The following is a 25,347-nucleotide window of genomic DNA, read 5'->3' on the forward strand; positions in this document are numbered from 1 at the left end:
TCAAAGTAAGAAAGAGTTCGCCCAGCGCCGGGGGCTGGGCGAGGGTGGGGATTAGCTATGGTTGTCTGGGCTCTCGTCGTAGAAGCGTTTAAACCACTTGCGATACTGTGCGATGGGGCCATCACCGTCGCAGAGGATGGGTTTCTCTTGGTAGATCTTGTGTCGCCAAATGGGGATATCTTCCTCGACACCGGAGGTGATTTGGTCACGCATGCCGTTGGCCATGATTTCCTGTTCCTCAGTTTGGCCTTTGCGGTGGGTAAAGGCAAAGGTCATGCTCATATTCTGGCCGTCGATGGGGGTGATTAGGCCGATCATCATGGTATAGAAGATACCGCTGAAGGTCTGCCAGGTTTGCCCCGGGCCGTTATTGGCGGTCTCCAGCACGCTGTCGATGAAGTCGACCTCACTCATGGTGCCATCTTCGTTCATTGCCGGGGTGCGCATATCGAAGCGAGCGGCCCGTTGTGGACCGTCATAGACGACCTCACCTTCGGGCATTTCGGCGGAGTTATGCACATAGAGGAAGTGGGCGAGGTCGGCGGCATTCTCCGCGGTTTCCTGCACTGTGGTGGGGATCTCCCAGGTGAAACTTTGAAACTCGGTCCACTCGTCGTCGTGCTCCTCGAACTCAGGGTGTTTAACGACCGGGAATAGTGGCGCGATGCGCTCCGGGTGGTACCAGACCCAGATGACGCGGTTGGCCTCGACGACGGGGTACTGAAAGAGACAGCCTTTCTTCTGCGCCCTTGGCGGAATGTTTTTGGCGTAAGGGATGTGGTCGGCTTTCCCCTCGCCATCAAACTGCCAGTGATGAAACGGGCAGCGGATATTGTTGCCGACGACTTCGCCACCGTGACCGACGTGGGCGCCTAAGTGTGGGCAGTGTGCTTCCGAGACGTGGGCGATGCCATCCTCGCCGCGATAGAGGACGATGTCTTGACCGAAATACTTTAATGGTCTGACCTCGCCGATGGCCAGCTCGGCACTGAAACCAATGCCGTACCAACCGTGGGGAATAGGGAATTGGTAGCGTTCTTCACTCATGTCTCTCTCCATAGGTGCGCAAATTTTTTTTATTGTTCGTTAGCAAGCGCCGGCTGTTATTTGATTTTTGGTCGCCATGACGCATCGCGTGGTTGCTGATAGCGTTTGACCCTAGCGAGTGTTGTTATCACTTGCCAAGTAGCGCGTTAGGATGCTAAAAAGGTAACAGCTGTGTAAATATAGTTATAAGTATATGTTCGAGTCAATAGCTTTGCAGTGGCAGTGAGTGCCGGCCTTTACTACAGGGTTGTTCAATCATAATAAGAATCGCCGAGGCGAGAACGGTGTTCATACCGGTCTTGGCAGAAAGAAAAAGGAAGCAAACGATGCAAGACTTTAATAATAAGGTAGCGGTAATCACCGGTGGTGCCAGCGGAGTGGGGCGCTCAATCGCTTTTAAGTTGGGTGCTGAGGGCGCCAAGATCGTCATTGCCGATGTTGACAAGAAGGCCTTAGAGCAGAGCGAGCAGGCGTTGACGGCGGCGGGCATTGAAGCCTTAGCTGTGGTCGCCGACGTAACCAAGCAGGAATCCCTCGAGGCCTTAGCTGAGGCCGCTATAGAGCGCTTTGGCGGCATGCATCTGGTCTTTGCCAACGCTGGTATTAGCTCGGGCGAGGGTGGCAATATGTGGGAATACAATAAGAATGACTGGGAGTGGGGCTTTAACGTCAATGTCTGGGGGGTGGTCAACAGCATCAATGCCTTTATCCCACGACTTGTTGAGCAGGGCGAAGAGGCTCATTTCGTGGTGACTGGCTCGGGTAATGGCGGTCTTTTCTCGCTGCCGGACCAGCCGATCTACACCGCGACTAAGGCAGCGGTGATGATGATTACGGAAAATCTTTATCATCAGTTATTGGGGCAGGAGTCACCGGTTAAGGTTAACGCGCTATTCCCTGGTCCTCATGTGGTGGACACCGGTCTTTTCGATTCCGATCGCGTGCGTCCGGAGGAGCTGCCGATCGACCCGAACAAGGTTGACTCGGGGATTCACAGCGTCGATGACATGAAGAATATGATGAGGGAGTACGGTATGGAGCTGGAGACGACCCATCCAGACCATGTTGCTGATAACGCTTTGAAAGGGTTGCGTGAGGAGCAGTTCTGGATCATGGAGCTCAGTGAGAAATCAGCCAAGGCGGTACAGGATCGCGCTGAAATGATTCTCAAGGGCATCAACCCAACATTGCCTAACATTCTGTAATAATTGGGCTAAAACTGCTAGAGTGGCGTTGCTTCGGTCTTTGTCGGCCGTCAGCGCCCGATACATTTTAACAAGGTTGACCCGGTGCCCCCTGAACAAGTAACGACAGCACCTGAGCCGAGCCGGCGTGAGCGCCGTAAGCTCGAGGTACAGGCGAAGATAACCGATGCCGCCGCGACGCTGTTTGCCAGCCGTGGCTGTGAAGAGGTGACGGTAGAGGAGATCTGCGAGCATGCCGATGTAGCGCGGAAAACCTTCTATAACTACTTTCCCAGCAAGCAACAGTTGATCCAGCATCTCTGTCTGACGGTGCTGACCGATCGTCCGCGCGATACCATGCTACAGGCGATCGCGCAGTACCCATCGACGACACAGCGGCTGGATTATTTCTTCACCACGATGCGCGCCAACCTCACGGCCTACCGCGAGCTGGAGCGTACGCTGATCCTGCACTCGATGTTTCAGTTGGCGGAGAACTCGAGTAGTGGGGGCAGCCAGATTATGGCGCAGAACCAGGTGTTCCTCGATCTCTATCGACAGGGGCGGGAGCTCGGTGACGTCAGTGATCGGCACAGTGTTGAGTTTTTTGCCGAGGTGACGGTCGGTGCCATCAATGCGATGATGATTAACTGGATTCATCGCGATAATTTCCCACTGTTGCAAAGAATGCAAGAATTGCAGCAGTTTGTCTGCGAGATGATCCAAGCAGAATGATTTAACTAGATAATAAATAAAATAAATTAGAGCCGTTACAGATGATGAATAATGACTTATCAACAGCTTTTACAGAACTCGTAACGCGTCGTCGCTCGGTGCGTGGCTTCCTGCCTACGGCGGTGGAGCAGCCGTTGTTGGAGCGTGTCTTCGAGCTGGCCCAACGCTCTCCCTCTAATTGCAACACCCAGCCCTGGCAGGTTTATGTGGCCAGCGGTGAGGTTGTCGAAGCGCTGCGTCGGCAGCTGCCAGAGGCGATGATGAGCGGCCACATGGAGCTGGATTTTCCCTTCGACGGTGTTTATCAGGGGGAGTATAAGTGCCGTCAGCACGATGCTGCGGCGCAGCTTTATCAAGCAATGGGTATCGAGCGGGGAGATAAAGCGGGGCGCGGTGAGGCGTTTATGCGTAACTTTCACTTTTTCGGCGCGCCCCATGTCGCCTTCCTGTTCCTGCATCAAGACTTTGCCATGCGGGAGGCTGCCGATCTCGGTATGTATGCACAGAACTTAATGCTGTCTCTGAGTGCCCATGGTCTGGCCTCTTGCCCGATGACGGCGTTGAGCTTCCATAGTGGCATTGTCAGGGCGGCCCTCGATGTGCCTGACGACTATAAGTTGTTGTTTGGTATCGCGCTGGGGTACGAGGATGAGCAGTGTGCGGCTAATCGCTGTCGTGTCGGTCGTGCGCCGCTGTCCGAGGCGGTACACTTTCGTCGCTAGTACTTATTGCACGACGTTGCCTGAGGTCGTCGAGCATTATCCACAGTACTGGGATGGCGATGAGGATGTTGGAGATCGGCATCGCTAGCCAGATGCCGTTGACACCCCAGAGCCAAGGCAGAATGATCAGCATCGGGATCTGAATAGCAATATTGCCGCTGTTTACCAGTAGAGCCACATAGGTCCGGTGTACCGCCTGAAAATAGATGCCGCTGACAAAGATAATACCATCGAGGAAAATGGCAAAGAGGTGCAGTCGCAGCCCGTTCACCGTCATCTGCAGCAGTTGCTCATCGTCGCTGTTGAAGATGCGGGCGATGGCATCGGTATCGATGTAGATGATCGCTGAGATGACGCCACCGATGGCGGTGACCCAGCACAGTGCCATGATGACTGTGGCGCGTACGCGCCGCTGCTGACCGCTACCGACGTGGTAGCTGAGAATCGGCTGAATGCCAGTGGCGATGCCCTCGGCAAAGTAGCCGTAGAAGGCAAAAATGTAGGAGGCGATGGAAAAGGCAGCAACCGCGACGACGCCACCGTGCTGTAAGAATAGCCAGTTATGCGCCACCATGAAAAAGATGAAATAGCCGAACATCACCAGGCTGGGCAGGCCGCGGTGTAAGATCTGTTGGCAGCTCCGTCGTTGCGGGCGCAGATCACGGCGCCGAAACGGTATTGGCCAGTCATCGCGCTGCAGATAATAGAGGCTCAGTAAACAGACTACGGCTTGGGCGAAGACGGTGGCTAGGGCTGCACCGGTCATGCCCATCTCTCTGATGATAATCAGCCAGTAGCCGACGATCAGGTTGAGCAGGGCGCCGATGCACAGTATCCAAGTGGTTAGACTGGGCTGGTCGCCATTACGCAACAGTAGGGGCAGTGCCGCCGCCGACAGTACCACGGGTGCGAACAGGGCGAAGATACGCAGGTAGTCTTCGGCGTAACCGGCCGTAGCACCGCTGGCCCCCATCAATGCGACGAGGGGTGGGCTGAGCAGGTAGGTGAGGGGGCCGAGCAGTAGCGAGGTGAGCAATAGCAGTGACAGAGTGTTGCCGATGATGTGACCGGCCTTGCCGTCATCTCCACGGCCGCGATAGAGGCCGATATAGCTGCCAGCCCCCATGCCGATCATCATGCCGACGCCGATCATGACGGCGAAGATAGGCCAGGCAATGCCGGCTGCGGCCAGCCCTTCGGCGCCGACCGCCTGACCGATGAAGATGCCGTCGATCACCGAGTAGATGCCGTTGACGATCATCGCCGTGACGGCGGGGCTGACATAGGTGGCGAACAGCTTGCCATCGGAGGCGGTGTGCATGATCGACTCGGAGCGAGTGGCCACCGGTACGCTAGTGGTTGTTAAAGTTTGGGCGAGCGCGCAAAGTTGACGGTGCCTTCGGCAGTCGCTTGCAGGCAGCCTTCAACGGCGCTACTGACCAACTCGCTGGCGCTCTTATCACAGGGCGGCAGTTCGTCGTCGATGGTGCGAATTGGCGTGACCCTGTCGCCCCACTTGATGACCACCCCGGCGTAGGTGAGGCCGGCGCCGAAGGCAGCGGAGAGGATGTTGCTGCCGGCTTGAATGCGACCCTCTTCGACGGCTTCACAGAGGGCGATGGCGACGCTGGCGGCGGAGGTGTTGCCGTACTTGTGAATGTTGACCATCACCTTCTCCATCCCGACGCCCATTTTCTTGGCCAGGGTCTGGATGATACGCAGGTTGGCTTGGTGGGGGATGATGACATCGATGTCGCTACCACTCATACCGGCATCGCTGAGTGCGGTCTGGCAGGCGCTGTTCATACCGTTGATGGCACGTTTGAAGATCTCAGGGCCTTCGAAGGCGATGTTGTAGCAGGCGCTGGTGTGGAAGCGGTCGACATAGGTGCCGGGCCCCTGTACCTCGAGGATATCGCGTCGTTCAGGGTCACAGCCGAGTTTCGCTGCGAGTAGGCCGCAGGCATCGTCGCTGGCTTCGAGAATGACGGCCCCTGCTCCGTCACCGAACAGTACCGCACTGGCACGATCGGCCCAGTTGATGTAGTAGTTGAGACGATCGGCGCCGATGACCAGGACGCGGCGATTGACGCCGCTCTTGATCATCGCGGTGCCCATCTGTAGGCCGTAGAGGAAGCCACTACAGGCCGCGTTCTGGTCGAAGGCTGCGGCGTTGCAGGCGCCGATATTGCGCTGCACGGCGGAGGCGGTGTTGGGTATGAGGCTGTCGCCGCTGGCGGTGGCCAAAATAATGAGATCGAGGTCGCTGCCCTCAAGACCCGCCGCTGCGAGGGCGCGTTTAGCCGCCAGTGTTGCCAGCTCAGAGAGTTCGACGTGGGTGATGCGGCGTTCCTGGATGCCAGTACGCGAGAGGATCCACTCGTCACTGGTGTCAACAAACTTGGAGAGGTCGTCATTGGTGAGAACGGCGGGTGGTACACATTTGCCCCAACCGGTAATTTTGGCGTAAGTCATGAATAAACCCGAATAAATTAGGTGGACGAGAGAGCGATCTGGCGCGCATGTTAACACAGATTAGCGTTGTTTTGCTGAACTATACTCAATCGTGAGTATAGGAGAACTGCGCTATCAGTGTGCTTGCGGAGTGAGGAAATGATGCTGGGGTGGAGGTACGGAGAAGGTGGTGCGCAGCCGTATGAGTGTATCTTGCTGGTCGAAGACACCTTGAGTAACCGACAACTGACCCAGATGATACTGCAGCAGGCGGGCTTTCTGGTCGAGCTGGCGAGCAGTGGTGAGGAGGCGGTGGTGGCGGCCTACAACAAGCGCTATGAGTTGATCCTGATGGATTGTGTGATGCCCGGTATGGATGGCTATCAAGCGACAGAGAGGATACGCCGCGAGGGTGGTTGCAGTAGTCGGGTGCCGATTATAGCGCTGACTGCGAATACGGTGGCAGGCGTCGAGGAGGTCTGCAGGGAGGCGGGGATGAATGGGGTACTGAGTAAGCCACTTGAGTTGACGAGATTGCGCGATCTGTTGCCGGGTGTTTTTCGCTCTGGCGAGGCCTCGGTTAGTGCTGATATGACGACGTATGTGCAGCGGCCTCATTGCCATGCGGTGCTTGCTAGTGGGCAACGAATCGGTGGTCTATACGATCGATTGGGAGTGGCGCGCTTTGAGCTGTTGCGGCGGACCACGCTCGCTAGCCTCGAGCTGCTAATTCAGGAGTTGCTACTGGCACATCGGTGCGATGATCGGGCGCTGTTGCAGCGTCTGCTGCACTCACTGAAGTCATCGGTAGCGAACTATGGCGCCGATGAGCTGGTGACGTTGGCGCAACAACTGGAGTATTGCTGCCTTGATCAGGCGCTATCGGCACGGCAATTACAACAGTTGCAGCACTTGCTGCAGCAGTTCACCGCAGCGCTAGCCGACTATCGGCGTTGAGGGCTAGCGATAGAGTTTGTTCTTGATCCGCAGTGGTTGCAGGCCACGCTTTATTTTCCTCAGGTGTTCTGTCAGCTCATCGCCGCGTGAGTTGGCGACGCCGACGGCGAGAATGTCGATGATAGAGAGGTGGGCGATGCGTGAGGAAATGGGGGTGAATATCTCAGTATCCTCATCGACATCGATGAAGATGGGAATATCGGCCTTGCTTGAGACCGGGGTACCACTGGGTGAGAGCGAGATCACCAGGGCACCAGCATCCTGCGCCAAACTCATGGAGTCGAGTAGGGTTTGCGTGCGGCCGGTCTGTGAAATCGCCACGACGATGTCGCCTTTATTTAGGCTGAGTGCAGCCATGGTCTGAATGTGGGCGTCGGAGTAGGCGGCAGAGATCATTTGTAGGCGGAAGAATTTATGCTGTGCATCCATCGCGACGGAAGAGGAGCCGCCAAAACCATAGAAATCAACACGATTAGCACCGCTCAGGGCAATCACCGCCTGCTCGAGTGCCTCGGGATCTAGGGCGTCGCGCACGCGGGTGAGTGTCTCTATGGTGGCGTCAATGACCTTGGTGGAGTAGTTCATCACCGAGTCGTATTCGTCAATCGTATATTCGACAAAGCTAGGAGCGGCGGCAAGCTGTTGGGCGAGTGTCAGCTTGAAACTCTGAAAACCATCACAGCCGATGGCGCGACAGAAGCGTACCACGGTAGGTTCGCTGACATGGGCCTCTTGTGCCAGGTCGACGATGCGCATGTGAATAATGTCGTGCGGTTGTGACAAGACATACTCGGCGACTTTGCGTTCTGAGCGTCGCATATTGCTCATATTGCTGTCGATCATATGCAAAAGGTTGGTTGTTTTCACAGGGTTACCGTTACTTGTTGATCGCATTGGAGGGACGGAATTGCATTTTAGCAGTATATACCTTTGCTTGTGGCGTAAGCACTTTTTCCATCAATCTTGTCGTAAATGTACAAAAAACAACCGTTACGAGGTAGTTTATTTTAATAAAGTGTATGCTTGCGTATTTTTCTTCTTCGCTATCTTGTTGTTAATTAAACTAATAATAGTTATTACTGGATATGAGTTTAGATTGAGAGGAGTGGTTATCTAGATGCGTTAGCAGAATAATTGTACGATTTTCGTTCAGCACTCCCTTATAGGCTAATTTTGATGACGTTTTGCTTGCTGGATAGCAGCATGATGCGCATTTCAGCACTGTCTTGATCTAGCCATTCAAGGGTGACTTCTTCAACGCCGTTAGCGAGAAATTCTCGGTAATCTTCAAGTGTAATATTTTTACTATCTTGAATTTTTTTTAAGCTTGAAATCGATTTTTCAATCTTGTATTTTTTGTAGTGTATCTCGTCATTTTCGCCGAGTAATTTATCCAATAATTTTTTGTATTCTTTTAGCTGATCTCTGGTTGTTTCTAGATCGCCACCACCACTGATTGCGCTACTAAGGCGGGCGATAATTCTTCTTGCTTCATCGATCTCTTTTTTCTTGTCGTTTTTATTATTTTCTAATAACCCGCTAGGTTCGATGTCTTTAATAAAATTAAACATTGCTTGCTCAGCATTGTCGACATTGATGGACCGAGGTAGCGACATGCTGTGATGACCCTGACCTCGGTTTCTACAGCAAAGCCTGCCACGATTATTTTTTCCTTTTGCTGCTAATGTTATGTAGTTGTTGCAGTGTTTACATTTTAACAGTTTTAGGCCTGAAAATAAGTAGCTATTAGACGTCTGTGTGGTTTTCTCTTTATTCGTTTTCAGTCTATGTTGTATGAGACTATATTGTTCTTTTGTAATTAGCGCAGGGTAGTAATCGGCTAAAGAGTAGTCGAGGCTTGCGTGATGTACTTTTGCCTCGCCGTAGAGTGCGCTGTTGCCCAGTATTTTGTGGATTGAGCTCGCCGACCAGCGGGTGTTTCTTGGTGATTTTATGCCTTTCTCATTGAGTTTTTTGGCGATGCTAGTGCAGCCATAGCCTTCCATGTAGAGTTCTGTTGCGGTGAGGATGGCTGCTGATTTTTCGTTGAGAATAAACTGACCATCTTTTTTGCTTATCCAGGAAGGTATGTTGCCTATCGGTTTGTTTTTTGTTTTTCCTTCTAGTACGTTTTTTATGTTGCTATCGATAGATTTTTTTTTGGCTTTTGAGCGAATGTTTTTTTTGTTTTTTTCAATTTTTAGTAGTGCGGACAGGGCGAATAAGATGCCACCGTTAGTGGCCTCGATTGCAGCACGGTGGTAGCGGCTGCCGTCGCTGCAATAGATATGTACACCAAGATCGATAAGCTTTTGTAACGCCTTGAAAGCACTATCAATATCTAGAAGGTGGCCGAGCAGTGAGCTATTGTCGATGGCTAGGACGCTGCCGGGGTTGATGCTTCCTGTTTCTGCTGCGGTGCAGAAGAGTATCAGTGCGTGACCGTGGCAGGCATTGCTTTTATTGATAGTTTCGTCGTTAAATTGGCCGCGAGAATAACCGCTTTCACGCTGTAGCTGCTCGAGGAAGGTTCGCCCTGAGCTGCTGACAGTGCGTAGGCAGAGGGTGCTGTAAGAATAGATGTAGCGGTTATCGTGCATGTTCTATTGTTACCTGGGGTCAAAGGGCGGTTTAGGGGGTGGCTTAAGGAGGGCGGCTTTATCGCAGTGTAAAGAAAATTTGCGCGTAGCTATCTATAGCGAGCCGATGTTCTGGCATAATAGCGCCTCGCAGACTGATTGATCGATAAACTACCTGGCCGGCAGATTAAATTATGACAGACCTACTCGCCTCTTTAAATGATGAGCAGCGCCAAGCCGTATCGGCGACACCCGGCAATCAATTAATCCTTGCCGGTGCCGGTAGTGGCAAGACTCGGGTGCTAGTGCACCGTATTGCCTGGTTACTACAGAATACTGATATTACCCCCTACGGCATTATGGCGGTGACTTTCACCAACAAGGCCTCACGTGAGATGCGTGAACGTATCGAAGAGGTGCTCGGTTTTCCGGCGCGAGGGATGTGGGTAGGTACCTTTCACGGTCTCGCGCATCGCTTATTGAAGGCACACTTCAAGGATGCGAAGTTGCCGGAAAACTTTCAAATATTGGACTCGGACGATCAACTACGACTGCTTAAGAAGCTGGTCAAGCAGCTGAATATAGACGACGAGCGCTTCCCTACCAAGGAGATCCAGTGGTGGATTAACGGCCAGAAAGACGAGGGCCGACGGGCGGCACACATTCAGGCCTGGGATCCGCAAACTGAGGCGCAGTTGACGGTCTATAGTGCTTATGAAGAGGCTTGCCTGCGCGGTGGTTTCGTCGACTTCGGTGAATTGCTGCTACGTGCTCATGAACTGTTGCGCGACAACCAGCACTTGCTCGAACATTATCGCGAGCGCTTTCAATACGTGCTCGTCGATGAGTTTCAGGATACCAATACCATTCAGTATGCCTGGCTGCGTCTGCTGGCTGGCGAGACCGGTGCGGTCACCGCGGTCGGTGATGACGACCAGTCGATCTACGGTTGGCGCGGCGCTAAGATCGAGAATATACAGCAGTTTGAGCAGGAATTTAGTGGCGTCAGAACCACGCGCCTAGAGCAGAATTATCGCTCCACGGGCTCCATCCTCAAGGCTGCTAACGCGGTGATAGAGAACAACGACGATCGTCTGGGTAAGGAGTTGTGGACTGAGTCCGACGACGGCGAGGCTATCTCACTGTATAGCGCCTTCAATGAGCAGGATGAGGCACATTTTATTACCGAGCGCATTGAACAGTGGGTCGAGCAGGGGCATCGCCGCGATAGTAGCGCCATACTCTATCGCTCCAATGCCCAGTCTCGAGTACTCGAGGAGGCGTTGATTCGCGCCGGTATTCCCTACCGTATTTATGGTGGTCAGCGTTTCTATGATCGCCTGGAAATTAAAAATGCCCTAGCCTACCTGCGGCTGGTGATTAGCCGCAATGATGATACTGCCCTCGAGCGAGTGATCAATGTGCCGACACGTGGCATTGGTAACAAGACTGTCGATGTGGTGCGTGAGTTTGCCCGCGATCACGGCTGCTCTATGTGGGAGGCTATGCAGCAGGTATTGCAGCATAAACTGCTGACCGCGCGGGCGGGTAATGCGTTGATTAGCTTCATGCACCTGATTGATCAGATGGATCAGGCGACCGATGATCTCAGCCTCGCCGAGATGACCGAGCAGGCGATTGAGATGAGTGGTTTAAAAGACCATCACCTGAAGGAGAAGGGGGAGAAGGCGCAGGCACGCTTGGAAAACCTCGATGAATTGGTGACGGCTGCGAAGGTGTACGATGCCGATGAAGAGCAGCCGGCCAGTCCGCTGCGCCAATTCCTCGATGATGCGGCACTCGATGCCGGTGAACAGCAGGCCGAGGAGAACATCGATAGCGTGCAGTTGATGACACTACACTCGGCAAAAGGCTTAGAGTTTCCGCAGGTGTTCCTGGCGGGGGTCGAGAAGAATATCTTCCCGCATAAGATGTCGTTCGATGAGCCCGGCCGCCTCGCCGAGGAGCGTCGGCTCTGTTATGTGGGTATTACGCGGGCGATGGAAAAGCTGTATATCTGTTATGCGGAGAGTCGTCGGCTGCACGGAAAAGAGAGTTTCAACGGCCCCTCGGCCTTTATTCGTGAAATACCTAGCTCGGTGATCGAGGAGGTGCGTCTGCGCACCCAGGTGACTCGCCCGGTCAGCGCGGTGAAGGGCTTCTCTAGTGTTCATGCGGCGGCAGATCTCGGTGTTAAACTCGGCCAACGGGTGTTTCACCAGAAATTTGGTGAGGGCGTCATCATGGCGGTTGAGGGAGCGGGTGGTAATGCGCGATTACAAATCAACTTCGACTACGAGGGCAGCAAATGGCTGGTGATGCAGTACGCTAACTTGCGGCCGATGGAGGAATAACACACGGGGACCTAGTCATCGTTAGGGTGGCTGGGTTAGGCTCTGGGATGGGCGATAACAATTACTAACGAATAATAAAATAACGATGAATAAACAACAGATAAACGGATTTATGCCGGCGGTTATCCTCGCCTTACTCGCTCTAGTGATGTTACTGGGTGGGCTCTATGTACGCGCAGTGACCACGCAACAGGATGATTTACAGTACGCCAGTAGCGCGCCGCAGCAAGTCTACCACTGGAAGATGGTTACCACTTGGCCGAAGAATTTTCCCGGCCTAGGTATGGCCCCCGAGCGTATTGCCGAATGGGTCGACAAGATGAGCGACGGCCGCCTGAAGATAACCGTTTATGGTGCTGGAGAGATGGTGCCAGCACTGCAGGTGTTCGATACGGTATCGGCGGGGACGGCACAGCTGGGGCATGGTGCGGCTTATTATTGGAAGGGTAAGATACCGGCAGCGCCACTGTTTACGGCGGTGCCCTTCGGTATGACGGCGCAGGAGATGAACGCCTGGCTGTATCATGGTGGTGGCATTGAGCTGTACCGAGAGCTCTACGCACCGTATAACTTGATTCCGATGGCGGCGGGTAACACCGGGGTGCAGATGGCTGGCTGGTTTAATCGTGAGATTAATTCGCTGGAGGATATCAAGGGGTTGAAGATGCGTATCCCGGGCTTGGCCGGCGAGGTCTTTAACCGTGTCGGTGGCACGGCGGTGAATATTCCCGGCGGAGAAATCTTTACCTCGCTGCAGACGGGAGTCATCGATGCCACCGAGTGGGTAGGCCCTTATAACGATCTGGCCTTCGGCCTCTACAAGACGGCGAAGTATTACTATTATCCCGGCTGGCATGAGCCGGGTCCGACGCTGGAATTGATCGTCAATAAGCAGGCTTTTGCCAGCCTGCCGAAGGATCTGCAAGAAATCTTAGAGGTGGCCGCGCGGGCGGTGAACCAGGACTCGCTCGATGAATATACCGCGCTCAATAATGCCGCATTAGAGGAGCTGGTGCAGCAGCACGGGGTGATACTGAAGGAGCTACCGGAGGATGTGCTGGCAGAGTTGAAGCGGGTATCGCTAGCGCTCTATGATGAGATGTCGGCCAGCGACCCGACGTTTGCGAAGATCTACGATTCGTTTAAAGCGTTTGCCGAGGGCACTAAGAGTTACCATCAGATTAGCGAGCGCGCCTACCTCAACGCCCGTTAACGGCCGCTCATCTCGAGTGACTCGATGATGCGGGTGCGACCGTTATCATCGAGGGCGACGAAGATGAAGGTGCCCTCTGTCACTTTGTGGGTGATCTGACGCGTCGGGTAGCTGGCCCAGACCTCGACGCGAATCTCCATCGAGCTGCGGCCGGTAGAAACGACGTCGCAGTAGCAGCTCACTACGGCGCCAACCTTGACCGGCACCATGAAGCTCATTTTCTCGATGGAGACCGTGGCGACGCGCCCTCGGGCGACGGTTGCTGCGATGACCGAGCAGGCCATATCCATTTGCGAGACCAGCCAGCCGCCAAAGATATCGCCGCTGGCGTTGGTGTCGGCGGGCATGGCCATGGTCTGTAGGGCGAGCTCGCCGACCGGCTTGGGTTTTTCGTCGTTTATGCTCATGGTCTTATCACCTGTTATTGTTGAGCGCCCCGCTTAGTCGTATACCTGTGCAGGTAGCCAAGTGGCCAGTTCGGGCCAGTAGGCGAGTAGGGCTAGCAACACTAGTTGTATCACAATAAACGGAGCGACGCCCCGGTAAATATCGGTTGTTTTTACCTGTTCCGGGGCAACGCCGCGTAGGTAGAACAGGGCGAAGCCAAACGGTGGTGTGAGGAAGGAGGTCTGCAGGTTGAGTGCAATCATTATGCCTAGCCAGACGGGGTCGACGCCCATGGAAAATAATATGGGGCCGACGATGGGCACGACGATGAAGGTGATCTCGATAAAGTCGAGGATGAAGCCGAGCAGAAAAATCACTAGCATTACTACCAGCGTCGCGGTGAACACGCCGCCGGGTAGCTCGGCGAAAAACGCACGAATCAACTCGTCACCACCGTAGCCGCGGAAGACTAGTGAGAACAGCGCCGCGCCGAGTAGGATCATAAATACCATGCTGGTTATCTGCATGGTCTCTAGGCAGATCTGTTGCAGCTTGCTGACGTTGAGCTGATGCTTGCAGAGAGCGAGCAGTGTCGCGCCGAGGGCGCCGATAGCGGCGGCTTCTGTCGGCGTAGCGGCACCAGCCAGGATCGAGCCAAGAACGATGACGATGAGCAGTAGCGGGGCGAGGATAACGCCGAGCGAAGACGGAGGTGTTGCTTGCGGTTGAGCTTGCTCGTTGCCTTCGGGTAGCGGCTTGAGCCAGTTGTGTGCGATTAAATAAAGCATGTAGAGACCGACGAGCAGCAGGCCGGGGATGATGGCGGCGACGAAGAGGTCTCCCACGGAGATGGTGTCGGGGGTGAAGTTGCCCTGTGCGAGTTGTGCCTGTTGGTAGGCGGTGGCGAGTACGTCACCAAGTAAGACTAAGGCGATAGAGGGGGGAATGATCTGCCCGAGGGTGCCGGTGGCGCAGATCAGGCCGCTGGCGAAGCTCGGTTGATAGCCGCGCCGCAGCATGCTCGGTAGCGACAGTAGGCCCATGGTGACGACCGTGGCGCCGACGATACCGGTGCTGGCGGCAAGCAGGACGCCGACTAAGATAACCGACAAGCCGAGCCCGCTGGAGCGGTTGCCGAGGTTGGCGGCCATCGCCGTTAGTAGCTCCTCGGCAATCTTGCTGCGCTGCAAGATGACGCCCATTAAAATAAACAGCGGTACTGCCATCAGCGTACTGTTGCTCATGGTGCCAAACAGTCGATTGGGTAGTGCGCTGAGGAAGTCGGCGTCGAAGTGGCCGAAGACGATACCCACGGCGGCAAAAAGTAGTGATGATCCGGCTAAGCTAAAGGCGACAGGGTAGCCGAGCAGTAGTGTCAGGCAGACGAAGAGAAACAGCAGTAGCGACATATATTCAATCATCACAGTCTCCTTTAGCGCTGCGCATCAGTCGCTCAAGGTTGCGTAGGACCTCCGCCAGCGCCTGCACGCTGAGCAGAATAGCCATCGCTGGGATGAGGCTTTTGAGTAGATAGACGAAGGGGAGCCCGCCGGGGTCGGAGGAGCCCTCTCTGACAGCCCACGACTCGCTGACAAAGGAGCAGCTCGCGAATGCGATGAAGAGCATCGTTGGTAGTAGTAGAACGATGGCGCCGACGCTGTCGACCCAGGCGCGGGTGAGTGTAGAGAAGCGTCGGTAGAAGATGTCGACGCGCACATGTTGACCCTGTTTTAGGGTGTAGGCAGCACCGAGCATGAACAGGCTGGCATGAAGATAGTTCGCGGCTTCTTGCAGGGCGATGGAGCCGATGTTGAGGCCGTAGCGTAGCAGTACCACCAAGCTGACGACGATCATCATGACGATGCTCAGCCAGCTAATCCAGCGGCCGGTGACATCGGTGAAGTGATCGATAGCGTTGGTGAGACTGGCGCAGTAAGAGTGAGCGTCAGACATGAGTTTAACATTCCAGTGTTATGATTATCTGGGCATTATAAGCCTTGTCGACGCTGTAACCTACGGTTACTGTGATCTTTATTGTGTCGGCGTTGGGTTCCTCGGTATTTATCGCAGCGGTGCTGTTGTCGCCGCTCAACGGGGGGATCCTCGGTGTGCCGATTGACGGGGATATCGACACACTTCAAGCGGTTATTTTGTTAGAATGGTTTATCAAACGAGCCTCTGCCTCGTCGCCGGTATGCGGCGGGGCAGAGGCTCGTGTTAAATAATAGCTCGTTGCTGTGGAACATCTTTCCTGTAGCGGCTGTTTTCCATTGAGACGTATGGTCAGTGAGTGAGTGATGAAGCAACATGCAATAATTGAACTGCCCGCCGGGCAGCGAACCGACGGCAGTACGGTGATGGAGAAGGTGGCGATCCGTCGCCTCGCTGATGGTCGAGTGGAGATGCTGCACTCTCCTGGTTTCGTCAAGGGAGCCGCGCGCGGTGACACCCTGAAATTCACGAAAGAGGGCTTCGAGGTCGAGGAGCGCGCGGGCTTAGTGGCGATTCAGATTTACCTGCGCGATGACATAGAGAAGATCGAGCCGAAGCTCAGTGCGGAAATCAAGACGATGGACGGTTGCCGTGATATTTGCACCGAACGGATGCTGGTCTACTCGGTACCAGTAGAGGCGGGCTTCGCCGCTATCGAAGGGGTGATGAAGGAGGTCGCCGAGCAGTACGCACAGCTGCAGTGGTTTTACGGTAATGTCTACGATGAACAGGGCGAGCCGATGAACTGGTGGATGAACGAGAAATAAGCTGCTATTGAGCAGTGTTGAGTGATAGCCGGGCGAGATGATGACCCTGTTGTCGGCATTACAGATAATACGAGGTGAAGATGATCATAGTAATTTCTCCGGCCAAGAAGCTGGATTATGATAGCCCGGCGGTGACCGCCGCACACACCCAGCCACGCATGTTAGATCGTGCCGCCGAGCTGATCGAACAACTCCGTCCCCTCGCGCCGCACCAAGTCTCGGAGCTGATGCATATCAGCGACAAGCTGGGCACGCTTAACTACGACCGTTTTCAGACTTGGCAACCCCCGTTCACGCCGGCGAATGCCAAGCAGGCGCTGTTGGCGTTTCGCGGCGATGTCTATGCGGGCATGGATGCGGATAGCTTTAGCGAAGATGATTTCGCCTTCGCTCAACAGCATCTGCGCATGTTGTCGGGGCTGTACGGCCTGTTGCGCCCCCTCGATTTGATGCAGCCATATCGCCTCGAAATGGGGACGCGCTTTGCAAACCGTGCCGGTAAGAACCTCTATGAATTCTGGGGGGATAGTATCACCGAGCTGCTGAATGCCGACTTTGCCGAAGAGGGCAGTAAGGTGTTGATCAATCTCGCCTCAAACGAATACTTTAAGTCAGTCAAACCTAAGCAGCTCAACGCGAAGGTGATTACTCCCGTGTTTAAGCAGCGCAAGGGTGATGACTACAAAGTGGTGGGGATCTATGCGAAGAAGGCGCGTGGCATGATGAGTCGCTATATCATCGAGAATAGGCTGACCGAGGTAGAGCAGATTAAGTCTTTCGAGCTTGATGATTACCGCTTCAACAGCGGCCTATCCAGCGAACAAGAATGGGTGTTTAGCCGTGGCTAAAGCCTACTCGGCAGCCTGTGATAATAACAAGGCGGCGATCCTTGCGGTCTTGCAGCAGGCTTTTTCCAGCGCGACTACAGTACTGGAGATTGGTGCCGGTACCGGCCAGCATGCGGTGTTTTTTGCGCCGGCTTTGCCCCACTTGCAGTGGCTGGCGACGGAGCGCGAGGCGGTTTGTGCGACCACGCTGCCGTGGCTGGACGAGGCACAGTGTGACAATCTACACGGGCCGATCAGCCTCGATGTCAGTGCGACACCGTGGCCCGATGAGGCGCTGTCCGCCGACGCTTTGTTTACCGCCAATACACTGCATATCATGAGTTGGTCGTCGGTGCAGCAGCTGTTCCGCCGCCTGGCTGCATTACCGCGTTTACAGCGATTGTGTATCTATGGCCCTTTTAACTATGACGGCGAGTATACTAGTGACAGTAATGCACGCTTCGATCAGTGGCTGCAGCAGCGTGATCGCCATAGCGCTATTCGCGATGTTGAGGCGGTGCAGCAGCTGGCGACGGAGGCGGGGTTCCACCTATATGCCGATCATGCGCTACCGGCGAATAACCGTTTACTGGAATGGCATCGGGATAGCTGACAAAGCTTTACCATGCGTCATCATGGCGCCATCATTTCTGTTGTAAACTAAATAGATAAGCAATAATAGGTCACCACAACATGACTCACCTTAGCCAGCACTGACTGAGTGGGGTGAATGGGGGGATAATATAATGCCACAACTACTACCGCTGCCCTCGGTCCTCTGCGATGAGGTCGTCGTTGCCGCCGGCAAGATTGGCGTACTGACACTCAACGCACCGGCCCGGATGAATGCACTCAATGGCGAGATGATTGCGCTGTTACGTGAGAGCCTGATCGCCTGGCAGACAGACCCGGAACTGCTAGCAGTGATGTTGTTCGCCGATAGCCATAAAGTTTTTTGTGCTGGCGGCGATGTTCGCGCGGTGCGTGAGGAGGCCCTGCTGAGTGGCGGCGACTACTGTGAGGCGGCCGAGCGCTTCTTCGAGGCAGAGTACCGCCTCGACTATCTGTTGCACCGGTACCCAAAGCCGGTGATCGCCTGGGGTGAGGGTGTGGTCCTCGGGGGCGGTTTAGGGTTGCTGGCTGGCGCTAGCCATCGCGTGGTAACGCCGAGCAGCCGTTTGGCGATGCCTGAGCTTGCCATTGGCTTTTATCCGGATGTCGGGGCCGGTTACTTTCTCAATCAGATGCCAGGCCGAAGCGGCTACCTGCTTGGCTTGACCGGTAGTTTATTTGCCGCGGCCGACGCGCTGTATACGGGTGTTGCGGATTATTGCCTCGCCGATGAAAGCCGCGCGCTATTTATTGAGCAACTGCATCAGCAAGCCTGGCTAGCGGGGGATCAGCCGAACAGCGCCGAGCACAATGCTCTGCTGCTCAGCGAACTGTTGGCCGCTATGCAGGTTGAGGCCGGAGATAGCTGGATTGCGGCCGATCAACAGGAGATTGACCGGCTCTGTGGTGGCGATGATGGCCTAGCGATTATCGAGAGTTTATTGAGTTATCGCGGCGAGAGCCAGACGATACAGAACGCTGTTCGAGAGGCGACGAAGGGCTCGCCGCTGGCGGCACGGGTAACCATAAAACAGCTGCTGGATAGTCGTGATAAGACGCTGGCGGAGGTCTTTATCGGCGAGCTGGGGCTATCGACTAAACTGGCGCAGCACCGAGAATTTCAGGAGGGGGTAAGGGCCCAGCTCGTGGATAAAGATAAACAGCCTCAGTGGCAGCATCAGCACCCGGCAGAGGTGTTGGAGGCAGAATTAGCGGCACTATTTACGCCGCCCTGGCCGGTCAGCCCGTTAGATGATTTATGCTAACTAACGATGGCCATAGAGAATGTAGGTAACAGCAAGGCCGCCGCGATGGCGGTTGTCGTTGCGTGAGAAGTTGAATCGCTAGATTAATTGGGAAGTAATGGGATGAGTTACGATTTTGATGTCATCGTTGTAGGGGCTGGACCGGCGGGCGAGAGTGCCGCTATCAATGCGGCCAAGCATGGCAGTAAAGTGGCGATAATTGAGAACAGGGAGCACGTTGGCGGCGGCTGTACTCACAAGGGGACGATCCCCTCGAAGGCGCTGCGTTCGGCGGTCAAGCAGTTGGTGCGCTTTAATCGTCATCCACTTTTTCACGAGGGCGTCGACTCTAGTTGGTTTGACTTCCCGAAGATCATGAAGAACGTGCAGAGCGTGATTCGTGAACAGGTCAATATGCGTGAGCGCTACTATGGTCGCAATCGCATTAAAGTCTTCAAGGCGACGGCGAACTTTGTCGATCAGCATACTGTTAATCTCGTCAGCGATAACGGTGATCAGCAGCAGCTTACCTCGTCGGACTTTGTCATCGCCTGTGGCTCGCGTCCCTATCGTCCGGAGAGTGTTGATTTCAACCACCCCCGAGTTTATGACAGCGATACCATCTTGGACATGAAGTTCAACCCGAAGAAGCTGATCATCTTCGGTGCCGGTGTCATTGGCTGTGAGTATGCCTCCATCTTCTCCGGGCTCGGTGTGAAGGTGGAGTTGGTCAATGGTCGTGAGCGCCTGCTGGAGTTTCTCGACGACGAGATCTCTGATGCGCTGAGCTATCAGCTGCGTGATCACGGTGTGATGGTGCGCCACCGGGAGGAGTTTGCCAGCTTGGAGACCTTTCCCGACCACGTCGTATTGCACCTGCAATCGGGTAAGCGAATCATTGCCGATGCCTTGCTATGGTGTAATGGGCGCAGTGGTAATACCGATACATTAGCTTTGGAAAACATTGCTTTAGAGGCCGATCATCGCGGTCAGGTCAAGGTTAATCAGCGTTACCAGACCGAGGTAGAGAACGTCTATGCCGTCGGTGATGTCATCGGCTGGCCGAGCCTAGCGAGCGCCGCCTATAATCAGGGGCGCTCGGCTGCAGCGGCTGCACGAGGTAAGGAAAGCAATCACTTTGTCGCTGAGGTGGCGACCGGTATCTACACCCTGCCCGAGATCAGTTCTGTTGGTTCGACAGAGCGTGAGCTAACGGAGAGCAAGGTGCCTTATGAGGTTGGCCGGGCCTTCTTTAAAGATTGTGCGCGCGCGCAGATCAGCGGCTCTAATGTTGGCATGTTGAAGCTGTTATTCTGTCCCGATAGCTTGGCTTTGCTGGGCATTCACTGCTTTGGTGCCGAGGCGACGGAGATCGTGCATATCGGTCAAGCCATTATGAACCAGCAGGGAGAAGGTAATACCATCGAGTATTTCATCAAGACCACCTTCAACTACCCGACGATGGCCGAGGCCTATCGTATCGCGGCGCTCAACGGCATTAATCGCCTCGATTAACGGCCCCTCTACGCACCGAGACTATTCTCGGTGCTCTGCTATTCTTTAATAAATTCAATACGACACACCGAGGCTGCGGACGTTGTCTCTAACCCTCTTTGACGCTGCTAGTGTTTCGAACGCTATTGGTCGAGGCTGAGCAGCCCTCCCTTGCTCGAGAGAACTGCAACAAAGTCGATATAAGATGAATCTTTTAGACAGGCTGTCTCTAAAGAAAAAGCTGAGCCTATTGGTGGTGATACCGCTGCTGTGCAGTGCGTTAATCTTTAGCCGTTATATTGTCTCGCAGTACCAAGAGTTACAGGATGTGCAGTCGGTGGCACAGCGCTACGCACTGTTTGTCAAAATAGAGCGGCTAATGCAGGTGTTGGCAGAGGAGCAGAGTGTGGTGAACCGTCTCGCCAGCAGCCCTGAACCTCCTCTAGTACTGATGGCACAATGGCGTTCTCATCGGCAGCAGACAGAGCAGGTTTATCTCGATTGGGCTAACTATCCTGTCGATGAACTGGCACGGTTGACCAATCATTGGCCACTGGCTCGCTATGTACAGATGGTCGAGGAGGTGGCGGTTGAGCTGCGCGATTGGCCGGTTGTTCGTGATTATGAGGGCTATGAACAATGGTCGATGGTGATCACGGCACGCCAGGACGAGTTACTCTCTTTTATCGCAGGCCTACCCGTTGAGGTAGATACGGTGACCTTGCGCAACGGCTTGACTGCCTATATTTACCTGTTACGAATCGCCGCCTACGCACAGCAAGAGCAGTTGCTGGTTGAGCGTTATTTATGGCGTTCACAGTTGTCGCAACAGTCGCAGCGGCGGCTGATTGTACTGTCGTCAAGGCAGCAACTCTACCTAGACCAATACTTAAATCATTTTGCCAATGCCGAGCAGGTTGAACGGCTACTAGCGGTATTTTCAGCGCCAGCCTTTGCCGCCGGTAATGCGGTCAGGGCGAAGGTTGTTGCCGGCAGAGAGCCGCTAGATGATGCGCAGGTTTTGTTGGCGGCCAATCGTACTGTGTTGATCACGGATGTGGCCGGTAGTGTGGCGAGCGATATTGTTGCTATGGCAAAGCATTTATATCGGCAACAGCTGGTGACTTTTTGCGTTAATATTATGATTGTCATGCTGATGCTGGTGGCGATGTTTAGCCTGGGTCGGTTGATCAATCGGCGCACCCTCAGTGCGGTGGCAGAGATAGGTAGTAGCCTGGAGGCTGTTGAGCAGACTAAGGACTACAGTCGACGGGTCAATATTCAGGGGCGAGATGAGTTCTCAGCGCTGGCGCAGTTACTCAATGGCTTGATCGAGGCGCGTAGCGATAGCGAGCAGAAACTGGTTTCAGCGAAGGAGCAGGCAGAGCAATCCAGCGCCGCTAAGAGTGTTTTTCTAGCCAATATCTCCCATGAGATCAGGACGCCGCTCAATGGCATTATCGGTATGAGCGGTATTTTGAAGCGCGCTGCTTTACCGCAGAATGCTCGAGAGCAGATCGATATTATCGAGCGGTCGTCTAGAGACTTATTGGAGACCGTTAACCGTGTGCTTGATGTATCGAAGTTGGAGTCTAATAGCCTATTGCTCTATGAACAGCCGATGCTTATTGATGATGTGTTTCAGCAGGCGGTTGTCAAATATAGAGAGAAGCTGTTTGCGCAGGGTTTGCGTTTCGATGTCGATATTGCACCGGAGCTGCCTGAGCGACTGGTGCTGGATGCCAAACGCCTACTGCTAGTGGTCGATAACTTGTTGTCGAATGCGCTTAAGTTTACCGAGCGTGGCGGTGTTTTGCTTCGGGTGCGTGTGCAGCGGCTGATGTCGCAGAGAGTGATTATTACGTTAGCGGTATGTGACAGTGGTATTGGCATAGCCGAAGATCGCCGAGAGCATCTATTTGAGGCCTTTAAGCAAGCAGATGACTCACTAAGCCGGGGGTACGAGGGGGCGGGTTTAGGGCTGGCAATTTGTCGCGGAGTGATGACGTTAATGTCGGGAAGTATCGAGCTCAGTAGCGATGTTGGTCAGGGTACAACGGCAACAATTACGTTTCCTGCAAAAGTATCGTCACCGGTGAGTAAACCGTCGAGACTGCTTGCCGGTCGGCCGGTGTTACTCTGCATCGATGATGACTGTAGTCGTGATATTCTATCCCGCTTGTGTCGCTATCATCGAATGAAGTTGCTGGTGGCGTCGACAGATGAGTTGCTACAGCGTTACCTGCAGGAGCTGGCGGGTGGTTTTGTTCTCTTGCAGGGCGAGCTAGGAAGGCTGTGGACGGCACGTTTACAGGCGTTATTGTCGCGGCAGGATGCGCCGGATATCTTTTTTCTCAGTGAGCAAAACACAGAGACCCTGCTGCAACAACAACCGATATTATCGGCCTGTCATATTGTTGCAAGACCGGTGAGGGGAGCAGAGTTAATTAGCTTGTTTGAGGCGACTAGGGTCAGTAAAGAAGACTGTTTAGCGGTGTTTAAGCCAGACAAAGTGCAGGTCGCTGAACCAACGGTGGAGGAGCTTTCATGTCAGCTTATCGCGCGGGCTGACAAGGAGAGAGAGAACGGGTTGTCGATCTTGCTGGTCGAAGATAACGCGATTAATCAGCAGGTGGCGAGTATTGCGCTGGAAATGGCCGGCTTTAGCGTACTATTGGCCGCCGATGGTCAGCGGGGGGTGGCCTGCTGGTTGCAGGAGCAGCCGGATCTTATCTTGATGGATTGTATGATGCCGGTGATGGATGGCATTGAAGCGACGAGTATTATTAGGGCGATTGAGCTGGAGTTATCGATGGCGCCGACGCCTATTGTGGCATTGACGGCGACGACCTTGGACAGCGATATTCATCGTTGTAGAGAGGTGGGTATGGACGGTTATATTGCCAAGCCTTTCGAATCCCGACAGTTGGTCGCCATGATTTATAAACTAGTGCCGCCGAGGTTACAGGATAAACAGGTTATTCCTCGTGGGGATCGATCGTAACAGTGGTTGCGAATTGCAGCGGTATTAGCCTAGCGTTATCTATTTGGAACGAAAAGGCTATAATCACTGAGTGGCGTGAATCACGTTGACAGGGTGTTGTGATGAAGGGGCGGTTATCGATTGGTGAGAGAGGTACAGCGACAAAAAATCGATGCGGGTTGATAGCCGAGAGTTTTGTGTCTCAGTGGCACTGCGCAGTCGTTATTTTAATTTTGGTGCAGGCGCTGTGAAGGTGTTAATTGTTGACGACGATATTATTGCGCGTAGGCATTTGGCGCATATTTTTGATACATTAAATATTAATTACGACCTATATGCCGACGCCGCTCAGGCGTGGCGGGCGATCGTCGCAGGAGAGCATTATCCAATCATCTTGAGTGATTGGTTGATGCCTGAGATGGACGGTATTGAACTATTAAAAAAAGTGCGATCAATGGATTTAAAGTATCGCCCGCAATTTATTCTGTTGACGGCTTTAACGGATACTGAGTATTTAGTTAAAGGGTTAAATGCAGGGGCAGACGACTTTATTCGCAAGCCAATAATTGCAGAAGAGCTGCATGCAAGGCTGCAGGCAGCAATGCGTTTGAGCCGGTTACAGTTAACCTTAAAGCATCATAATATCGCTCTTTCTGATGCCCTAACTCACCTCGAGAAAGATCTCGACTCGGCGGCGAAACTATTGGCTTCACTGATGCCAAAATATAATATTAATGATGACATTGAATTTTCCTCGCTATGTAAACCCTGTCAGTTTTTGGGTGGTGATCTCTACGGTTATCGAGCCTTAACAAAGCGACAGACGGCGTTTTATCAGATTGATGTTAGCGGTCATGGTGTGCCAGCGGCGCTGTTTTCATCGATGATTAATCATGATTTGGTGAGGGGGCATGGTGAGCAAGAGTTGTTGTTGCAGGAGTTAGCAGATGGGGAAATAATTATTAACGCCCCTGTGAGCGTAGTGGCGGAGCTGAACCGCCGCTATCTGGCTGAGCTTGCTTCGGACATTTACTTTACGATGAATTATGCGTTGATTGATAGCGCCTGTGGCCGGGTTAGGCTATGCCAAGCAGGCCACCCCTCACCGATATGTTACCGCCAACAAACGGCGAGCACGGAGCTGATCGGCGATGGGGGCTTTGCTGTGGCGCTAGTAGCTGAGGCGGTTTATGAGGAGAGAGTGGTACAGCTTAGTGCAGGTGATCGTTTATTTTTATATTCAGATGGAATAATAGAGGCGGAAAATTCCGCTACACGGGTACGTTATGGTGTGGAGCGACTGCAGGCGGAGATAAAACGTCATGGCGCGTGCGATATAACGACTATTATTAATAAAGTATACGAGAGTGTGTGTCAGTGGCGGGGCCACGATCAGTTAGATGATGATGTGACAATACTTGCATTACAGTGGAATGGTTGATTACAACGGAGGAGATTAATGGCCTACTCGACGACGGTACTCGATAGCGACTCAACGCTGTTAGTGGTGAAGAGCCATCGAATCGATGCGAGCACGGCGGGGGAGTTTCAGGACTATGTCGCCAGTGTGATAAAACGTCAGGGAGGCGTGTTGATTTTAGATATTAGTCGTGTCGACTTTATGGATAGTACAGGGCTTGGAGCGTTGGTTTCACTGTTGAAAATGTTCGATGTTCGCGATGATATGCGTGTGGTAGGAGCGCAGACGCTGGTCAAAGATCTAATGCGGTTGACGCGCATGGATCGTATTTTTAAAAATTACGAGACCGTTGAGAGCGCTTTGGCGTCATAGGCTG

23 protein-coding genes are annotated in these 25,347 nt (G+C 53.8%); 15 read left to right on the top strand and 8 right to left on the bottom strand.

Going from position 1 to position 25,347, the window contains the following annotated elements; all coding sequences use genetic code 11:
* Window positions 1-51 precede the first annotated feature (51 nt).
* Entirely contained in the window at window positions 52-1,047 is a 996-nt protein-coding gene (locus tag EDC56_RS16220) for a Rieske 2Fe-2S domain-containing protein (protein ID WP_123713622.1), read from the bottom strand.
* Between the two features lie 326 nt (window positions 1,048-1,373).
* Between EDC56_RS16220 and EDC56_RS16225 the strand changes: the two genes are divergently transcribed.
* The 3 genes from EDC56_RS16225 to EDC56_RS16235 all read left to right on the top strand — a co-directional run bounded on the left by EDC56_RS16225 (window position 1,374) and on the right by EDC56_RS16235 (window position 3,688).
* The gene (locus EDC56_RS16225) at window positions 1,374-2,252 is read left to right on the top strand and encodes an SDR family NAD(P)-dependent oxidoreductase (protein ID WP_123713623.1); all 879 of its coding nucleotides are present in this window, start codon (window positions 1,374-1,376) and stop codon (window positions 2,250-2,252) included.
* A gap of 84 nt (window positions 2,253-2,336) precedes the next feature.
* Window positions 2,337-2,966 carry a TetR/AcrR family transcriptional regulator gene (locus EDC56_RS16230; protein ID WP_162844221.1) on the top strand — a complete coding sequence of 210 codons (630 nt, stop codon included), beginning with the start codon at window positions 2,337-2,339 and terminating at the stop codon, window positions 2,964-2,966.
* Between the two features lie 41 nt (window positions 2,967-3,007).
* Window positions 3,008-3,688, top strand: a complete 681-nt coding sequence (locus EDC56_RS16235; protein WP_245980721.1) for a nitroreductase — start codon at window positions 3,008-3,010, stop codon at window positions 3,686-3,688.
* On the opposite strand, the gene EDC56_RS16240 is transcribed toward EDC56_RS16235, so the two are convergent.
* Both EDC56_RS16240 and EDC56_RS16245 read right to left on the bottom strand, forming a co-directional pair.
* On the bottom strand, window positions 3,630-5,033 hold the full coding sequence (locus EDC56_RS16240) for an MATE family efflux transporter (protein ID WP_123713625.1): 1,404 nt from the start codon (window positions 5,031-5,033) through the stop codon (window positions 3,630-3,632). The two genes, EDC56_RS16235 and EDC56_RS16240, sit on opposite strands and share 59 nt — an antisense overlap.
* A 17-nt stretch (window positions 5,034-5,050) precedes the next feature.
* A complete protein-coding gene (locus tag EDC56_RS16245) occupies window positions 5,051-6,220 on the bottom strand; it encodes a ketoacyl-ACP synthase III (protein ID WP_245980722.1) in 1,170 nt (389 codons plus the stop codon).
* Between the two features lie 81 nt (window positions 6,221-6,301).
* Here EDC56_RS16245 and EDC56_RS16250 point away from each other — a divergent pair, with 81 nt between their 5' ends.
* On the top strand, window positions 6,302-7,099 hold the full coding sequence (locus tag EDC56_RS16250) for a response regulator (protein WP_123713626.1): 798 nt from the start codon (window positions 6,302-6,304) through the stop codon (window positions 7,097-7,099).
* A gap of 3 nt (window positions 7,100-7,102) precedes the next feature.
* Here the strand turns inward: EDC56_RS16250 and hexR are convergent, their stop codons facing one another.
* Both hexR and EDC56_RS16260 read right to left on the bottom strand, forming a co-directional pair.
* The gene (hexR, locus tag EDC56_RS16255; RefSeq protein ID WP_245980723.1) at window positions 7,103-7,966 is read right to left on the bottom strand and encodes a transcriptional regulator HexR; all 864 of its coding nucleotides are present in this window, start codon (window positions 7,964-7,966) and stop codon (window positions 7,103-7,105) included.
* A 293-nt stretch (window positions 7,967-8,259) separates the two neighbouring features.
* Window positions 8,260-9,699, bottom strand: coding sequence for a recombinase family protein (locus EDC56_RS16260; RefSeq protein WP_123713628.1), 1,440 nt, complete (start codon window positions 9,697-9,699; stop codon window positions 8,260-8,262).
* Between the two features lie 173 nt (window positions 9,700-9,872).
* Here EDC56_RS16260 and uvrD point away from each other — a divergent pair, with 173 nt between their 5' ends.
* Both uvrD and EDC56_RS16270 read left to right on the top strand, forming a co-directional pair.
* Complete coding sequence (gene uvrD / locus EDC56_RS16265) at window positions 9,873-12,032, top strand: DNA helicase II (RefSeq protein ID WP_123713629.1); 2,160 nt, start codon at window positions 9,873-9,875, stop codon at window positions 12,030-12,032.
* A gap of 85 nt (window positions 12,033-12,117) precedes the next feature.
* Window positions 12,118-13,245, top strand: a complete 1,128-nt coding sequence (locus EDC56_RS16270; protein ID WP_123713630.1) for a TRAP transporter substrate-binding protein — start codon at window positions 12,118-12,120, stop codon at window positions 13,243-13,245.
* Here EDC56_RS16270 and EDC56_RS16275 read toward each other — a convergent pair.
* From EDC56_RS16275 to EDC56_RS16285, 3 genes are read right to left on the bottom strand one after another with little or no spacing between them, the layout of a single operon-like run.
* Window positions 13,242-13,652 carry an acyl-CoA thioesterase gene (locus tag EDC56_RS16275; RefSeq protein WP_123713631.1) on the bottom strand — a complete coding sequence of 137 codons (411 nt, stop codon included), beginning with the start codon at window positions 13,650-13,652 and terminating at the stop codon, window positions 13,242-13,244. The two genes, EDC56_RS16270 and EDC56_RS16275, sit on opposite strands and share 4 nt — an antisense overlap.
* Before the next feature lie 33 nt (window positions 13,653-13,685).
* The gene (locus EDC56_RS16280) at window positions 13,686-15,053 is read right to left on the bottom strand and encodes a TRAP transporter large permease (protein ID WP_211333730.1); all 1,368 of its coding nucleotides are present in this window, start codon (window positions 15,051-15,053) and stop codon (window positions 13,686-13,688) included.
* Entirely contained in the window at window positions 15,046-15,585 is a 540-nt protein-coding gene (locus EDC56_RS16285) for a TRAP transporter small permease subunit (protein WP_123713632.1), read from the bottom strand. The genes EDC56_RS16280 and EDC56_RS16285 overlap by 8 nt, the downstream gene beginning before the upstream one ends.
* A gap of 71 nt (window positions 15,586-15,656) precedes the next feature.
* Between EDC56_RS16285 and EDC56_RS16290 the strand changes: the two genes are divergently transcribed.
* From EDC56_RS16290 to EDC56_RS16330, 9 genes are all read left to right on the top strand, one after another.
* Complete coding sequence (locus EDC56_RS16290; RefSeq protein ID WP_123713633.1) at window positions 15,657-15,857, top strand: hypothetical protein; 201 nt, start codon at window positions 15,657-15,659, stop codon at window positions 15,855-15,857.
* Window positions 15,858-15,929: 72 nt separating this feature from the next.
* Window positions 15,930-16,391: a DUF4265 domain-containing protein gene (locus EDC56_RS16295; RefSeq protein ID WP_123713634.1), complete on the top strand. Its 462-nt coding sequence runs from the start codon at window positions 15,930-15,932 to the stop codon at window positions 16,389-16,391.
* A gap of 80 nt (window positions 16,392-16,471) precedes the next feature.
* The gene (yaaA, locus tag EDC56_RS16300) at window positions 16,472-17,239 is read left to right on the top strand and encodes a peroxide stress protein YaaA (protein WP_123713635.1); all 768 of its coding nucleotides are present in this window, start codon (window positions 16,472-16,474) and stop codon (window positions 17,237-17,239) included.
* The gene (locus tag EDC56_RS16305; RefSeq protein ID WP_245980724.1) at window positions 17,232-17,831 is read left to right on the top strand and encodes a DUF938 domain-containing protein; all 600 of its coding nucleotides are present in this window, start codon (window positions 17,232-17,234) and stop codon (window positions 17,829-17,831) included. Before yaaA ends, EDC56_RS16305 begins: the two co-directional genes overlap by 8 nt.
* Before the next feature lie 133 nt (window positions 17,832-17,964).
* Window positions 17,965-19,095 carry an enoyl-CoA hydratase/isomerase family protein gene (locus tag EDC56_RS16310; RefSeq protein WP_123713637.1) on the top strand — a complete coding sequence of 377 codons (1,131 nt, stop codon included), beginning with the start codon at window positions 17,965-17,967 and terminating at the stop codon, window positions 19,093-19,095.
* Window positions 19,096-19,197: 102 nt separating this feature from the next.
* Window positions 19,198-20,589: a Si-specific NAD(P)(+) transhydrogenase gene (sthA, locus tag EDC56_RS16315; RefSeq protein WP_123713638.1), complete on the top strand. Its 1,392-nt coding sequence runs from the start codon at window positions 19,198-19,200 to the stop codon at window positions 20,587-20,589.
* Window positions 20,590-20,773: 184 nt separating this feature from the next.
* The gene (locus EDC56_RS16320; RefSeq protein WP_123713639.1) at window positions 20,774-23,572 is read left to right on the top strand and encodes a hybrid sensor histidine kinase/response regulator; all 2,799 of its coding nucleotides are present in this window, start codon (window positions 20,774-20,776) and stop codon (window positions 23,570-23,572) included.
* Between the two features lie 151 nt (window positions 23,573-23,723).
* Window positions 23,724-24,992: a PP2C family protein-serine/threonine phosphatase gene (locus EDC56_RS16325; protein WP_123713640.1), complete on the top strand. Its 1,269-nt coding sequence runs from the start codon at window positions 23,724-23,726 to the stop codon at window positions 24,990-24,992.
* Between the two features lie 18 nt (window positions 24,993-25,010).
* The gene (locus tag EDC56_RS16330; RefSeq protein ID WP_123713641.1) at window positions 25,011-25,343 is read left to right on the top strand and encodes an STAS domain-containing protein; all 333 of its coding nucleotides are present in this window, start codon (window positions 25,011-25,013) and stop codon (window positions 25,341-25,343) included.
* The last annotated feature ends 4 nt before the right edge of the window (window positions 25,344-25,347 follow it).

Origin of the sequence: Sinobacterium caligoides, assembly GCF_003752585.1 — a bacterium.
Classification (GTDB): domain Bacteria; phylum Pseudomonadota; class Gammaproteobacteria; order Pseudomonadales; family Sinobacteriaceae; genus Sinobacterium; species Sinobacterium caligoides.

What these genes read in the sequence shown, in the direction of transcription:
- EDC56_RS16280 (WP_211333730.1), bottom strand. Translation starts at nt 15,053, where the DNA reads ATGATTGAATATATGTCGCTACTGCTGTTTCTCTTCGTCTGCCTGACA.
- EDC56_RS16285 (WP_123713632.1), bottom strand. Translation starts at nt 15,585, where the DNA reads ATGTCTGACGCTCACTCTTACTGCGCCAGTCTCACCAACGCTATCGAT.
- EDC56_RS16270 (WP_123713630.1), top strand. Translation starts at nt 12,118, where the DNA reads ATGAATAAACAACAGATAAACGGATTTATGCCGGCGGTTATCCTCGCC.
- EDC56_RS16295 (WP_123713634.1), top strand. Translation starts at nt 15,930, where the DNA reads ATGAAGCAACATGCAATAATTGAACTGCCCGCCGGGCAGCGAACCGAC.
- EDC56_RS16220 (WP_123713622.1), bottom strand. Translation starts at nt 1,047, where the DNA reads ATGAGTGAAGAACGCTACCAATTCCCTATTCCCCACGGTTGGTACGGC.
- EDC56_RS16320 (WP_123713639.1), top strand. Translation starts at nt 20,774, where the DNA reads ATGAATCTTTTAGACAGGCTGTCTCTAAAGAAAAAGCTGAGCCTATTG.
- uvrD (WP_123713629.1), top strand. Translation starts at nt 9,873, where the DNA reads ATGACAGACCTACTCGCCTCTTTAAATGATGAGCAGCGCCAAGCCGTA.
- EDC56_RS16260 (WP_123713628.1), bottom strand. Translation starts at nt 9,699, where the DNA reads ATGCACGATAACCGCTACATCTATTCTTACAGCACCCTCTGCCTACGC.
- EDC56_RS16310 (WP_123713637.1), top strand. Translation starts at nt 17,965, where the DNA reads ATGCCACAACTACTACCGCTGCCCTCGGTCCTCTGCGATGAGGTCGTC.
- sthA (WP_123713638.1), top strand. Translation starts at nt 19,198, where the DNA reads ATGAGTTACGATTTTGATGTCATCGTTGTAGGGGCTGGACCGGCGGGC.
- EDC56_RS16325 (WP_123713640.1), top strand. Translation starts at nt 23,724, where the DNA reads ATGCGGGTTGATAGCCGAGAGTTTTGTGTCTCAGTGGCACTGCGCAGT.
- EDC56_RS16250 (WP_123713626.1), top strand. Translation starts at nt 6,302, where the DNA reads ATGATGCTGGGGTGGAGGTACGGAGAAGGTGGTGCGCAGCCGTATGAG.
- EDC56_RS16330 (WP_123713641.1), top strand. Translation starts at nt 25,011, where the DNA reads ATGGCCTACTCGACGACGGTACTCGATAGCGACTCAACGCTGTTAGTG.
- EDC56_RS16235 (WP_245980721.1), top strand. Translation starts at nt 3,008, where the DNA reads ATGATGAATAATGACTTATCAACAGCTTTTACAGAACTCGTAACGCGT.
- EDC56_RS16225 (WP_123713623.1), top strand. Translation starts at nt 1,374, where the DNA reads ATGCAAGACTTTAATAATAAGGTAGCGGTAATCACCGGTGGTGCCAGC.
- yaaA (WP_123713635.1), top strand. Translation starts at nt 16,472, where the DNA reads ATGATCATAGTAATTTCTCCGGCCAAGAAGCTGGATTATGATAGCCCG.
- EDC56_RS16275 (WP_123713631.1), bottom strand. Translation starts at nt 13,652, where the DNA reads ATGAGCATAAACGACGAAAAACCCAAGCCGGTCGGCGAGCTCGCCCTA.